The following is a 12,499-nucleotide window of genomic DNA, read 5'->3' as shown; positions in this document are numbered from 1 at the left end:
CCGGCAGCCCCGACCGGCGCAGGATCGGGGCATGAACGATCACCCCACCCCGGACACCCACCCGCCGCACCCCCTGCACCCCCTGCTGGCCCGCGCCGCCGCGGCCGCCGCACGCGTCGCCGACGGCGTCCCGGCGGGCCACCCGCTGGACGGCCCGACGCCCTGCACGGACTTCGACACCCGCGCGCTCGTCAACCACTGGGTGCTCTACACCTCGCACGGCCTGGAGCACCGGGCCCGCCGCACCGAACTGCCCAAGGCGCTGGTCGACCACGACTTCACCGCCGACCCCGGCTGGCCCGCCGCCTACGCGGCCCAGCTGGACCGCGCCGTCGAGGCCTGGGCCGACCCGGCCGCCTGGGCGGGGGACGTCGACCTCGGCGGCTCCCCGGCACCGGCGGAGGGCGTCGCCCGGATGCTGATCGCGGAGCTCGTCCTGCACGGCTGGGACGTCGCCCGGGCGACCGGCGGTCCGATCGGGATCGACGAGGAGCTCGCGCAGCTGGTGCTGGAGGTCGTCGGGGAGAACGCCGAGCTGTACCGCCAGTACGGCGGGTTCGCCGCCCCGGTGGCGGTGCCGGACGGCGCCCCGGCGCTGGACCGCGCGCTGGCCGCCTCCGGGCGCGATCCGCGCTGGAACGCCTGAGCGGCTGAGCGGCTGAGCGGCTGAGCGCTCAGCCGGTTAGCCGGTCAGCCGGTCAGGCCCTCAGCCCGTCGCCCGCAGGGACGCGCGGAGCCGGGCGTGCAGCAGGCGCACGGCCGGCGAGTGCTGGCCGGGTCGGGCGACCAGGCCGAGGCGGGCCCGGACCGGCGCATCGGCGACGGGGACGGTCCGGAGGCCCTCGCCGGCGGCGGAGGAGGGGCTGAGGACGGCGACGCCGGCCCCGCGCTGGGCGAGCCGGAACAGCGTGGCCGGGGAGCTGGCGTCGATGTCCACCCGCGGATCGAGGCCGAGTTGCAGGCAGGAGTGCTCGTAGGCGGCGCGGATGCCGGTGCCCGGGGAGAGGCAGAGGATCTTCTCGGACGCGAGGTCGGCGAGCCGGAGGGAGGGGCGGTCCAGGCGGTGGCCGGCGGGGACGATGGCGGCGATCGGCTCGTCGACGACGACGGTGACGTCCAGGCCGGGGTCGGCCTCCTTGGCGAAACCGATCAGCGCCAGGTCGAGGGCGCCGGAGAGGACCTGCGCCTGGAGCAGCTCGGAGTGGCCCTCGTGCAGGCTCAGTTCGATGCCGGGGTGGGTGCGGCCGAGATCGGCGACGACGTCGAGGAACGGCGGGATCGCACACCCCATGATCATCCCGAGCCGGACGCGGCCGCGGACGGCGTCGGCGAACTCGGCGGCGGTGTGCTGGATGGCTTCGAGCGTGGCGAGGGCGTCCTTGGCCAGCGGCAGGACGGCCTCGCCGGCGGGGGTGAGGCGGACCCGGCGGCCGGAACGGTCGAGGAGCAGCTGTCCCAACTCGCGTTCCAGCTTGCCGACCTGGGTGCTGATGCCGGACTGGCTGACGTGCAGGCGGGTCGCGGCGGCGGTGAAGGAGCCCTCGTCGACGACGGCCGCGAAGTAGCGCAGCTGGTGCATCTCCATAACCAATGATGATAGCTGGGATCTGATCCATCTGTTGGACGGATGGCGGAGTGCTCGGGAGGATGGAGGCATGACGACGACGAAGACTGCGCGTGAGATTTCCGAGACCTACTTCGCGGCCTGGCAGGCGGGCGACTTCGAGACGCTGCGGGGGCTGCTGGCGGAGGACGTCGACTTCGTGGGGCCGCTGGCCACGGTGTCGGGGGTGGAGAACGCCTTGGCCGGGTTGAAGGGGCTCGGGCAGGTCTTGGAGAAGATCGAGGTGCACGCCCGGGTGGTCGAGGGGGACGACGTGATCACCTGGTTCGACCTGCACACGAGCGTCGCACCGCCGGCGCCGACGGCGAACTGGAGCCACGTGGAGAACGGGCGGATCACCCGGATCCGGGTGACCTTCGACCCGCGGGAGCTGCTGGCGGGCTTCGCCCGCTGAGCGGCTGGGGCGCACCGCGCCGCCGGGCTGAGGGGCTGGGCGATCCGCCGCCGGACCAAGCGGGGCCAAGCGGTCCGACCCGCCGGGCCGGATCGCCCAGCCCGGCGGGTCGGATCGCGGCGGCCCCGACTACCGTCGCGCCAGCCGGCCGCGGACCGCCCAGGCCGCCGCGCCGAGGGCGAAGCCGTAGACCGCCACCAGGCCGTGCCCGTTGTCCTGGGCGAGCCACATGGCGAGGCCCAGCACCGGGACGCCGACGGCCAGGGCGCGCTCCTTGGGCAGGCGGGTGCGGGTGAGGGAGGCGAGGGCCAGGGTGGCGCCGAGGAAGTAGGTGGCGCCGGAGCTGCCGGCGAAGTTGCGGGGGTCGATGCTGGGGCCGTCGCCGAAGCCGAGCAGGTCGTCGATCCGGCCGGGCAGCAGGACGCCCGCGAGGAAGAAGGCGAGGGTGAGCGGGCCGCCCCAGTACCACTGGGCGAGCGCGGCGACGGCGGCGAGGGTGGCGAGGTTCCACAGGCCGCCGCCGAGGCCGCCGTTCTGCAGGAAGACCGAGGTGAACTCGCGCCACCAGCCGGACTTGGCGGGGTCGGCGTCGAGCGCGTCCATGGCGCCGGACCAGAGCAGCTGGAGCAGCACGCCGCCGACGGCGAGCGTGGTCAGGGCGACCGCCGCCCACGGGATCGGCCGCCCCCGCAGCGTGTCCCGGCCGACCGCGCCGAGCCCGCAGTTGACCATCATGACCATCAGCGCGGCCGTGGTCACGTTGAACAGGATCGCCCCCATGACTGCCCCTCCCCCATTGCATTCCAACACCGTTCGAAAACCGGGCAGGGCAAAGCTAGCACAGCTTTCGAACGGTGTTGGAAAACGTTGTACGGTGGAGCCATGAAGCTCACCAAGGAGCGCATCGTCGATGCGGGCATGGCCGTCTTCGCGGAGGTCGGCTACCACAACCTGTCCATGCGCCAGGTCGCCGACCGCCTCGACGCCCACGCCGGCAGCCTCTACTACCACGTGCGCGGCAAGGACGAGTTGCTCACCCTGATGGCCGACCGCGTCTGCCGGCAGGCCTACGACACCGGCACCGGAGCCCTCGCCGCCCTCGGCCCCGACGCCACCTGGCGGGACCGGGTCGAAGCCCAGGCCACCACCCTGCGCCGCAGCATCCAGCAACACCCCGGCGGCGCACTGCTCCTCGCCGAGAGCCCCGGCGTCCTCAGCTCCGGCGGCCTCTCCCTGATGGAACGCCTGCTGCGCACCCTCCTCGACGCCGGCCTGCCCACCGTCCACTGCGGCATCGCCGCCGACATCCTGCTCAGCCACGTCACCGGCTTCGTCCTCCAGGAACAGAACCAGCCACCGGCCCCGCCACCCGTCAGCGCCGAGCTCTACGCCGACCTGTGCGCGCAGTTCCCGCTGATCATGGGCGAGTTGATCCCCCGGATCAGCCAGGACGAGAAGTTCACCCAGAGCATCCGGCTGCTCTGCACCGGCTTCGCCGCCCTCGTCCCGGGCCTCAGCCCTGCTGCGGCGGGCGACGGCGCAGGCTCAACAGCAGCAGCACCACCGCCGACAGCACCGCCGACAGGCGCAGCACGCCCGGGGCCGCCGACCAGCTGATCTGGCTGAACTGCGCACCGGCCTGCACGCCCGCGCCGCCCTGGGCGCCCGGCTTGGCCTGCATGGCGTGCAGGGTGGCCGCGCTCATCGTGATCAGCGGGATCCCGAGGATGACGAACTTGCGTGTCAGATCGGAGAGTTGGCGGGACAGGTAGCCGAGGGCCCAGCCCACCAGCATGGCCGGGAAGAAGCTCATGGCGGCGCCGCCGATCAGCAGCCCGCAGGAGAGCAGGACCAGCAGGGACGGCCGCCGGGCCCCGACACCCGCGCTCGCGCCCGCGCCCGCACTTGCGTCCGCACCGGCACCGGCCTGGCCGGCGGGGGCGGCCGGCTGCGCCTTCGCCTTCCCCGCGGCGGCCGCCCTCCCCTTGGCCTTGCGCAGCTTCTTCCCCTTCCCCGAAGCCGCCGCAGCCGCCCCCGCCGCAGCCCCCGCCGGATCGGCAGCCTGCGCGCCCGCCGCACCCGCCCCGCCCCCGGCGCGCTGCTCGGGGATCGGCTTCGGCGGAGCCTGCGGCGAGTCCGAGAAGTTGAGCAGCACCAGATCCCAGCCGTTCGCGCCGGAGCTGTACACCTGGGGCGGCGGGATGGAGTCCGAATCGTCCTCGGGCCCGTCGAAACGCGACTTGTCCAGCTGTACGGGCGGCGCCCCGGCCCCCGGGGCGCGCGGCGTCCGGGGCGGATCCAGCGGCACCGACGGAGTCCCGCCGCCCGGCGCCGCCGTGTCGTACACGCTGTCCCCGTCGGAGGCGCCGGACGGACCGGAGGCCCCGGACCCACCCGACGCACCCGGACCGCCCGAACCGCCCTTGTCACCGGTAGCACCGGCCCCGGCAGACCCGCCGGAGGCCCCCGCCCCGCCCCCCGAACGGCCGCTCCACGGCCCGCTCCTGCGCCACCACTCGCCGTCCGTCATCACCGACACCCCGCCTCGCGCCCGAACCCCGGCCCACCGAACCACCCTCGGCCGTGACGCTACCCACCCCGCCCCCGCCCACGCGAGTCCTGAGGACCGGTCCACCACGGGCCGCCGCACGGACACCCCGCCGTCCGCCCGCCCGACTAACCTAGGTCGAATGACCACACAGCAGGGCCCTCAACGCCAGGGCAGGTCCGCCGCCGGCCCCCGCACCCTCGCCGAGGAGTTGCGCGCCCGCCCCGACGACGCGCTCGCCGCCCTGCTCCGCTCCCGCCCCGACCTGCTCAACCCCGTCCCCGGCGACCTCACCCAGCTGTCCGCCCGGCTCTCCTCCCGCGCCTCGGCGCTGCGCGCCCTGGAGCGCCTGGACCGCTTCACCCTGCAGGTCGCCGAGGTCCTGGCCACCGCCCCGGACGGCACCGGCCTGGCCACCGTCCGCACCCTGCTGACCGGCCCGGCCAAGGTCAAGCCGCACCCCGGCGCGACCCCGCTGACGCCCGCCGACCGGTCCGCCGTCGCCGCCGCCCTCCCCCGGGCCATCGCCACCCTGCGCGACCGGTCCCTGCTCTGGGGCCCGGACAACGGCCTGCGGCTGGTCCTCGCCGTCCGCGAGGCACTCGCCCCGACGGCCGCCAACCCCGGCCGCACCGGCCTCGGCCCGACCCTCTCCGACGCGACCGTCGGCATGTCCCCGGCCCGGCTGCAGCAGCTGCTCGCCTCCGCCGGACAGCCCGCCACCCCGGACCCGGTCACCGCCGTCGACGCGCTCGCCGCCCTGCTGAACGACCGCGCCCGCTGCGCGGCGCTGCTCGACACCGCCCCCGAGGCCGCGCTGCGGCTGCTGGAGCGGCTGGTCTGGGGGCCGCCGACCGGCACCGTCCCGGACGCCACCCGCCCGGTCACCGCCGAGGACGCGCAGAGCCCCGTCGAGTGGCTGCTCGCCCGCGGGCTGCTGCTGCCCAGCGGGCCGGGCAGCGTCGTCCTGCCGCGCGAACTGGCCCTGCACCTGCGCGGCGGCCGCACCCACCGCGCCGTCGAGCCGGTCCAGCCCGAGCCCGCCCCGGCCGCCGCCCCGCGCGATCCACAGGCTGTGGACGGCGCGGCGGCCGGCCAGGCCCACACCGCCGTCAAGACCGTCGAGGAACTCCTCGACACCTGGGGCCTCACCCCGCCGCCCACGCTGCGCGCCGGCGGCCTCGGCATCCGCGACCTCAAGCGCACCGCGCAGGCCCTGGAGACCACCGAGCAGCAGGCCGCCTTCTGGCTCGAACTCGCCTACGCCGCCGGGCTGCTGGCCCCCGACGGCGAGGCCGACGAACGCTGGGCCCCGACCCCGGCCTACGACGGCTGGCTCCAGCGGGACACCGCCGAACGCTGGTCCGTCCTCGCCGCCGCCTGGCTCGCCGCCACCCGCGTCCCCGCCCTCACCGGCACCCCGGACGGCAAGGGCAAGCCGCGCGCCGCCCTCGGGCCCGAACTCGACCGCACCCTCGCCCCGTCCGTCCGCCGCGCCACCCTCGCGCTGCTCGCCGAACTCCCGCCCGGCACCCCCGCCACCGCCGCCGAGCTCCTGCCCACCCTGCGCTGGCAGCGCCCGCTGCGCGGCGGCCCGACCGGCCCGGACGGCCACGAGCTGCGCGACGACCTCACCGCCTGGACCCTCGCCGAGGCCGAACTCCTCGGCGTCACCGGCCGCGGCGCCCTCGCCGCCCCCGCCCGCGCCCTGCTCACCGCCGAATCCGACCCGGCCGAGGTGCTCGCCCCGCTGCTGCCGCAGCCGCTCGACCACGTGATCCTGCAACCGGACCTCACCGCGATCGCCCCCGGCCCGCTGCTCACCCCGCTCGCCCAGGCCCTCGCGCTGTGCGCCGACATCGAGTCCAAGGGCGGCGCCACCGTCTACCGCTTCACCCCGGTGTCCGTGCGCCGCGCCCTCGACGCCGGACGCACCGCCGCCGACCTGCGGGCCTTCCTGGAGCAGCACTCCCGGACGCCCGTCCCGCAGCCGCTCGGCTACCTGATCGACGACGTCGCCCGCCGGCACGGCATCCTGCGGGTCGGAGCCGCCTCCTCCTACCTGCGCTGCGACGACCCGTCCCTGCTGAACGAGGTCCTCGCCGACCGCCGCTCCGCCGACCTGCGGCTGCGGCTGCTCGCCCCCACCGTCCTCGCCGCCCAGGCCGCCCCGGACGTCCTGCTCGCCGCCCTGCGCACGATGGGCTACGCCCCGGCCGCCGAGTCCGCCGAGGGCGACGTGCTGATCACCCGCCAGGACAGCCACCGCACCCCGCCCCGCACCGCCCCCGCGCCCGTCCCGGACGGCCCGCCGACCCCCGACGACACCCTGCTCGCCGCCGCCATCAAGGCCATCCGGGCCGGCGACCGCGCCGCCACCGTCAACCGCCGTGACTCCACCCCCGACCCGCGCCAGCTGCCCCGCACCGCCGCCGCCGAGACCCTCGCGGCCCTGCAGACCGCCGTCCTGCTCGGCGAACGGATGTGGATCGGCTACCTCAACGCCGAGGGCATCGCCAGCCAGCGGATCATCGACCCGGTCAAGGTCGAAGGCGGCTTCGTCACCGCCTTCGACCACCACGCCGACGAGCTCCGCACCTTCGCCCTGCACCGCATCACCGGCGTCGCGGAACTCGACGAGTAACCCCGGCGGCAGGGCCGGGCTCAGTGCCCCTGCGACTCCTTCATCTTCTCCTTGACGGCCTTGTCCGCCAGGCTGCCGATCTCCCCCTGCCCGACCGGCAGCGAGCCGCCGCCGACCTGGTCGGCGATCAGGAATCCGGGCGCGGCGAGCAGCCCGCCGGGCCCCTCCCCGATCCCCGCGAGGGCGTGCGCGGAGCCGACGGACGAGGCGGTGGCCGCGAAGGCCGTGCCCATCAGGGCGAGAGCGGTGAGAACGCGCTTCGACTTCTTCATGCCCGGCTCAACGAGCGATGCGCACCGTGGTCACCCGGAGCCGTCGCCCGGGGCGCGGGTACCGGCGCGGTCGCGGTCGCGGGCGCGGTCACCCGTACGAATGGAAGAAGCCCGATCACGTTTGGAAGGGGCCCGCTCACGTTCGCCGCGCAATGCGCGACACTGGAGGGTCTGCGTCAATCCAGCCTGTCAGCCAGTGGAGGGCTTCCCCGCGTGAACGACGGACCGCTCATCGTCCAGAGCGACAAAACTCTTCTCCTGGAGATCGATCACCCCAAGGCCGCCGAGTGCCGCCGCGTCATCGCGCCGTTCGCCGAGTTGGAGCGCGCCCCCGAGCACGTGCACACGTACCGGGTGACGCCGCTCGGGCTGTGGAACGCGCGGGCGGCGGGGCACGACGCCGAGCAGGTGGTCGACGCCCTGGTGACGTACTCGCGCTACCCGGTGCCGCACGCACTGCTGGTGGACGTGGCGGACACCATGGGCCGCTACGGGCGGCTCCAGCTGCTCAAGCACCCGACGCACGGGCTGGTGCTCGCCACCACCGACCGGCCGGTGCTGGAGGAGGTGCTGCGCTCCAAGAAGATCGCCCCGCTGGTCGGCGCCCGGGTCGACCCGGACACGGTGGTGGTGCACCCCTCCGAGCGCGGCCAGATCAAGCAGGTGCTGCTCAAGCTCGGCTGGCCGGCCGAGGACTTCGCCGGGTACGTGGACGGCGAGGCGCACCCGATCGAGCTGGACGAGGACGGCTGGCGGCTGCGCCCGTACCAGGCACAGGCCGTCGAGGGCTTCTGGCACGGCGGCTCGGGCGTCGTGGTGCTGCCCTGCGGCGCCGGCAAGACGCTGGTCGGCGCGGCCGCGATGGCGCACGCCAAGTCGACGACGCTGATCCTGGTCACCAACACCGTCTCGGCCCGCCAGTGGAAGCACGAGCTGGTCAAGCGCACCTCGCTCACCGAGGAGGAGATCGGCGAGTACAGCGGGACGCGCAAGGAGATCCGCCCGGTCACCATCGCCACCTACCAGGTGATGACCACCAAGCGGAAGGGCGCCTACGCGCACCTGGAGCTGTTCGACGCCCGCAACTGGGGCCTGGTGGTCTACGACGAGGTGCACCTGCTGCCGGCGCCGGTGTTCAAGTTCACCGCCGACCTCCAGGCCCGCCGCCGCCTGGGCCTGACCGCGACGCTGGTGCGCGAGGACGGCCGCGAGGGCGACGTGTTCAGCCTGATCGGGCCCAAGCGCTTCGACGCGCCGTGGAAGGAGATCGAGGCGCAGGGCTACATCGCGCCCGCCGACTGCTGCGAGGTGCGGGTCACCCTGACCGACTCGGAGCGCCTGGCCTACGCCACCGCCGAGCCCGAGGAGCGCTACCGCTTCTGCGCCACCACGGCGACCAAGCGGCGGGTGGTGGAGGCGCTGGTGAAGAAGCACGAGAAGGACCAGACGCTGGTCATCGGCCAGTACATCGACCAGCTGGACGAGCTCGGCGAGGTGCTGGACGCGCCCGTGATCAAGGGCGAGACCAGCAACGCCCAGCGCGAGAAGCTGTTCGAGGCGTTCCGCAACAAGGAGATCGGCGTCCTGGTGGTCTCCAAGGTCGCGAACTTCTCGATCGACCTGCCCGAGGCCACCGTGGCCATCCAGGTCTCCGGGACGTTCGGCTCCCGCCAGGAGGAGGCCCAGCGCCTGGGCCGCGTCCTGCGCCCGAAGGCGGACGGCCACTCGGCGCACTTCTACTCGGTGGTCGCCCGGGACACCGTGGACCAGGACTTCGCCGCCCACCGGCAGCGCTTCCTGGCCGAGCAGGGCTACGCGTACCGCATCATCGACGCGGACGACGTGCTGTAGGGCGTGCGGCAGGGCACCCCGGCCCCGGACACCGTCGCGCCCGAGGAGGACCACGCGCGCGGCGGTGCCCGGGGCGGTGCCGCCGCGGTGCGCGTCCTCCGGGTCGTACGGGGGCCGGGACCTGCGGGCCCGGGACCTGCGGGGCTGGAACCCCGGGCCGCACGGGTCTAGGATCGTCCGTCTGCCCCCTCCCGAACCGTGGTACCTGCTGAAGTCGCGCAGGCAGCCGGGGGAGGCGCCGACCGCACGGCAACCGGTCGGCCGTACCCACCGTGAGCTCCATCGATCCGCTGCGCCCGGTTCCGGCGCAGCCGGGAAGGTTCGCTGTGCCCGCCACCCCCACCACCGACCCCCTCCAGCGCGAACGCGACCACCTGGCCGCGTCCCGGTCCGCGCTGCGAGCGATGCGCGAGGACGTCCAGTCGCTGGACCTGCGCGACGTGACCGGCACCTGGGTGTCCGCCGCCGTCCTCCAGAACCAGATCGAGGCCCGGATCGCCGCCCTCGCCGACCTCTCGCACACCCCGCTGTTCTTCGGCCGCCTGGACTACCTGCACGCGATCAGCGAGGAGCTGAGCGAAGGAGGAGGCGGCGAGAACTTCTACATCGGGCGCCGGCACGTCCACGACGCCGACGGCGACCCGATGGTGATCGACTGGCGCGCGCCGGTCTCCCAGCCGTTCTACCGGGCCACCCGCACCGAGCCGCTGGACGTCGAGCGCCGCCGCCGCTTCGGCTACACCGCCGGCGAGCTCACCGCCTACGAGGACGAGCACCTGAGCGACCCGGCGGAGGCGGACACCGCCTCCGCCCTGCTCGCCGCCGAGATCGAGAAGCCCCGTGTCGGCCCGATGCGCGACATCGTCGCCACCATCCAGCCCGAGCAGGACGAGATCGTCCGCTCCGACGTGACGGGCACCATCTGCGTCCAGGGCGCCCCCGGCACCGGGAAGACGGCCGTGGGCCTGCACCGCGTCGCGTACCTGCTGTACGCGCACCGTGAGCGCCTCGCCCGGACGGGCACGCTGGTGATCGGGCCGAACAACGCCTTCCTCTCCTACATCGAGCAGGTGCTCCCGGCCCTGGGCGAGCTGGACGTCGCCCAGGCGACCGTGCAGCAGCTGGTCGGGCACGTCGAGGTGCGCGGCGAGGACGACCCGCAGGCGGCCCGGCTGAAGGGCGACGCCCGGATGGCCGAGGTGCTGCGCCGGGCGGTGCGCGCGGGCATCGCGCTGCCCACCGAGCCCTGCGTGGTGGTCCGCGGCTCCCGCCGCTGGCGCGTCCAGGCGCACGAACTCGCCTCGATCATCGAGGAGCTGAAGGGCCGCGAGGTGCGCTACGGCGCCGCCAGGGACGCCCTACCGCAGCGGATCGCGCACACCGTGCTGCTGAAGATGGAACAGTCCGGCGAGGCCCCCGACGACCGGGTGCAGGACGCGGTGGCCCGCAACGCCGCGGTCAAGGCGGTGGCCAAGGAGTGCTGGCCGGCGGTCGATCCGGCGAAGCTGGTGCTGCGGCTGCTCTCCGACCCGGAGTTCCTGGCCGCCTGCGCGGAGGGCGTGCTGACCCCGGAGGAGCAGCAGGCGGTGCTGTGGCCCAAGCCGGGCCGCTCGGTGAAGACGGCCCGCTGGACGCAGGCCGACGCCGTCCTGGTCGACGAGGCGACGGACCTGGTGCAGCGCACCCCCTCGCTCGGGCACGTGGTGCTGGACGAGGCGCAGGACCTCTCCCCGATGCAGTACCGCGCGGTCGGCCGCCGCTGCACGACCGGCTCGGCGACCGTCCTCGGCGACCTCGCCCAGGGCACCACCCCGTGGGCGACGGCGAGCTGGCCGGACGCGCTGCGCCACCTGGGCAAGCCGGACGCCCACGTCGAGGAGCTGACCAAGGGCTTCCGGGTACCGGAGGAGGTCATCGCGTACGCCTCCCGGCTGCTCCCGGCGATCGCCCCGGGCCTGGCCCCGGCGACCTCCGTGCGCGACGCCCCCGGCTCGCTGACGATCCGCCGCCTCCCGGACGGGGAGGCCGTGCCCGCCGTCCTGGCGGCCTGCCGCGAGGCGCTGGAGCACGAGGGCTCGACCGGGCTGATCGCCGCCGACGCCCGGATCCCGGCGCTCGCCGAGGCGCTGACCGCGGCCGGCCTGCCGTACCTGTCCCCCGGCGCCGAGACCAGCGCCGAGGCCCGGCTGACGCTCGTCCCGGCCTCGCTGGCCAAGGGCCTGGAGTACGACTACGTGGTGCTGGACGAGCCGGCCGCGGTGGTCGCGGGCGAGCCGGACGAGCGGACCGGCCTGCGGCGGCTGTACGTGGCGCTCACCCGTGCCGTCTCCGGCCTGACGGTGCTGCACGGCGAGCCGCTGCCCGCGCAGCTGCACTGAGGAACCGGGCAGCGGGGGCCGGCCCCACCGGGACCGGCCCCCGCCCGCCGCGCGCGCTCAGGCGTCGATCAGGGCCCGCCACTCGGCGACCTTGGCCGCGTCCACCGGCGTCCGCCAGCCGTCGGCCCGCACCGCGCCGCCGACGTGGAAGCCGTCGAAGCCCTCGGCCCGCAGCCCCTTCAGGTGTTCGGCCCGCAGGCCGCCGCCGATCAGGATCCGCTGCCCGTACCCGGGCTCGCCCGCGCGGGCGAGGTCCGCCAGCAGCACCTCGTGCCCGGCGTCGACGCCGGCGGCCGCGCCCGAGGTGAGGAAGGTGTCCAGCCCGGGCAGCGCGCCGACGGCGGCCCGCAGGGCGGCCCGGTCGGCGCTGTGGTCGATCGCCCGGTGGAAGGTCCAGCGGCAGCCGGCCACCGCCTCGGCGACGGCGGCGGTGGCGGCCAGGTCGACGGCACCGTCGGCGTGGAGGAAGCCGAAGACGAACTCCTCGGCGCCCTCGGCCCGCAACGCGGCGGCCAGGGCGGCCAGTTCGTCCAGGCCGCCGGGCGCGAAGCCGTCCTGGATCCGGAGCATTACGCGCAGCGGGATGTCGACGGCGGCCCGGATCCGGGCGAAGTCCTCGACGGGCGGGGTGAGCCCGTCCGCGGCCATGTCGGTGACCAGTTCGAGCCGGTCGGCGCCGCCCGACTCGGCAGCCTGGGCGTCCTGGGGCGTCAGCGCGATGACTTCGAAAATTGGTCTAGACATATCAGTAGGTTGCCACATCCGGCCGGGCCCGGCGAGCACTTCGC

Annotated in this window: 11 protein-coding genes; 6 read left to right on the top strand and 5 right to left on the bottom strand. The window is 75.0% G+C overall.

What is annotated here, in order from left to right; all coding sequences use genetic code 11:
* Positions 1–31: 31 nt before the first annotated feature.
* Positions 32–646 carry a TIGR03086 family metal-binding protein gene (locus tag ACFVHI_RS21330; RefSeq protein ID WP_380341656.1) on the top strand — a complete coding sequence of 205 codons (615 nt, stop codon included), beginning with the start codon at positions 32–34 and terminating at the stop codon, positions 644–646.
* A gap of 60 nt (positions 647–706) precedes the next feature.
* Here ACFVHI_RS21330 and ACFVHI_RS21325 read toward each other — a convergent pair whose 3' ends face one another.
* Complete coding sequence (locus ACFVHI_RS21325; protein ID WP_380341653.1) at positions 707–1,585, bottom strand: LysR family transcriptional regulator; 879 nt, start codon at positions 1,583–1,585, stop codon at positions 707–709.
* A gap of 70 nt (positions 1,586–1,655) precedes the next feature.
* Here ACFVHI_RS21325 and ACFVHI_RS21320 point away from each other — a divergent pair, with 70 nt between their 5' ends.
* The gene (locus ACFVHI_RS21320) at positions 1,656–2,018 is read left to right on the top strand and encodes a nuclear transport factor 2 family protein (RefSeq protein WP_380341650.1); all 363 of its coding nucleotides are present in this window, start codon (positions 1,656–1,658) and stop codon (positions 2,016–2,018) included.
* A gap of 129 nt (positions 2,019–2,147) precedes the next feature.
* Here the strand turns inward: ACFVHI_RS21320 and ACFVHI_RS21315 are convergent, their stop codons facing one another.
* Positions 2,148–2,798, bottom strand: coding sequence for a hypothetical protein (locus ACFVHI_RS21315; RefSeq protein ID WP_380341647.1), 651 nt, complete (start codon positions 2,796–2,798; stop codon positions 2,148–2,150).
* 102 nt (positions 2,799–2,900) lie between these two features.
* Between ACFVHI_RS21315 and ACFVHI_RS21310 the strand changes: the two genes are divergently transcribed.
* Positions 2,901–3,635, top strand: coding sequence for a TetR/AcrR family transcriptional regulator (locus tag ACFVHI_RS21310; protein WP_380341644.1), 735 nt, complete (start codon positions 2,901–2,903; stop codon positions 3,633–3,635).
* Here ACFVHI_RS21310 and ACFVHI_RS21305 read toward each other — a convergent pair.
* On the bottom strand, positions 3,532–4,365 hold the full coding sequence (locus tag ACFVHI_RS21305; RefSeq protein ID WP_380341641.1) for a hypothetical protein: 834 nt from the start codon (positions 4,363–4,365) through the stop codon (positions 3,532–3,534). The genes ACFVHI_RS21310 and ACFVHI_RS21305 overlap by 104 nt on opposite strands.
* 343 nt (positions 4,366–4,708) lie before the next feature.
* Between ACFVHI_RS21305 and ACFVHI_RS21300 the strand changes: the two genes are divergently transcribed.
* Positions 4,709–7,210: a helicase C-terminal domain-containing protein gene (locus ACFVHI_RS21300; RefSeq protein WP_063348221.1), complete on the top strand. Its 2,502-nt coding sequence runs from the start codon at positions 4,709–4,711 to the stop codon at positions 7,208–7,210.
* 20 nt (positions 7,211–7,230) lie between these two features.
* On the opposite strand, the gene ACFVHI_RS21295 is transcribed toward ACFVHI_RS21300, so the two are convergent.
* Positions 7,231–7,482, bottom strand: a complete 252-nt coding sequence (locus ACFVHI_RS21295) for a hypothetical protein (protein ID WP_063348222.1) — start codon at positions 7,480–7,482, stop codon at positions 7,231–7,233.
* Positions 7,483–7,695: 213 nt separating this feature from the next.
* Between ACFVHI_RS21295 and ACFVHI_RS21290 the strand changes: the two genes are divergently transcribed.
* Together ACFVHI_RS21290 and ACFVHI_RS21285 are read left to right on the top strand one after the other, a co-directional pair.
* A complete protein-coding gene (locus tag ACFVHI_RS21290) occupies positions 7,696–9,333 on the top strand; it encodes a DNA repair helicase XPB (protein ID WP_063348223.1) in 1,638 nt (545 codons plus the stop codon).
* Positions 9,334–9,659: 326 nt separating this feature from the next.
* The gene (locus ACFVHI_RS21285) at positions 9,660–11,711 is read left to right on the top strand and encodes a HelD family protein (RefSeq protein WP_380341636.1); all 2,052 of its coding nucleotides are present in this window, start codon (positions 9,660–9,662) and stop codon (positions 11,709–11,711) included.
* Positions 11,712–11,768: 57 nt separating this feature from the next.
* Here ACFVHI_RS21285 and ACFVHI_RS21280 read toward each other — a convergent pair whose 3' ends face one another.
* A complete protein-coding gene (locus ACFVHI_RS21280; protein ID WP_380341633.1) occupies positions 11,769–12,455 on the bottom strand; it encodes a copper homeostasis protein CutC in 687 nt (228 codons plus the stop codon).
* Positions 12,456–12,499: the final 44 nt, after the last annotated feature.

It is taken from the genome of Kitasatospora sp. NPDC127121 (assembly GCF_042677305.1).
Lineage (GTDB): Bacteria > Actinomycetota > Actinomycetes > Streptomycetales > Streptomycetaceae > Kitasatospora.
Note: the sequence above shows the minus strand (reverse complement) of the source record. Positions and strands in the feature narration are given on the sequence as shown.

What these genes read in the sequence shown, in the direction of transcription:
- ACFVHI_RS21330 (WP_380341656.1), top strand. Translation starts at nt 32, where the DNA reads ATGAACGATCACCCCACCCCGGACACCCACCCGCCGCACCCCCTGCAC.
- ACFVHI_RS21325 (WP_380341653.1), bottom strand. Translation starts at nt 1,585, where the DNA reads ATGGAGATGCACCAGCTGCGCTACTTCGCGGCCGTCGTCGACGAGGGC.
- ACFVHI_RS21320 (WP_380341650.1), top strand. Translation starts at nt 1,656, where the DNA reads ATGACGACGACGAAGACTGCGCGTGAGATTTCCGAGACCTACTTCGCG.
- ACFVHI_RS21315 (WP_380341647.1), bottom strand. Translation starts at nt 2,798, where the DNA reads ATGGGGGCGATCCTGTTCAACGTGACCACGGCCGCGCTGATGGTCATG.
- ACFVHI_RS21310 (WP_380341644.1), top strand. Translation starts at nt 2,901, where the DNA reads ATGAAGCTCACCAAGGAGCGCATCGTCGATGCGGGCATGGCCGTCTTC.
- ACFVHI_RS21300 (WP_063348221.1), top strand. Translation starts at nt 4,709, where the DNA reads ATGACCACACAGCAGGGCCCTCAACGCCAGGGCAGGTCCGCCGCCGGC.
- ACFVHI_RS21295 (WP_063348222.1), bottom strand. Translation starts at nt 7,482, where the DNA reads ATGAAGAAGTCGAAGCGCGTTCTCACCGCTCTCGCCCTGATGGGCACG.
- ACFVHI_RS21280 (WP_380341633.1), bottom strand. Translation starts at nt 12,455, where the DNA reads ATGTCTAGACCAATTTTCGAAGTCATCGCGCTGACGCCCCAGGACGCC.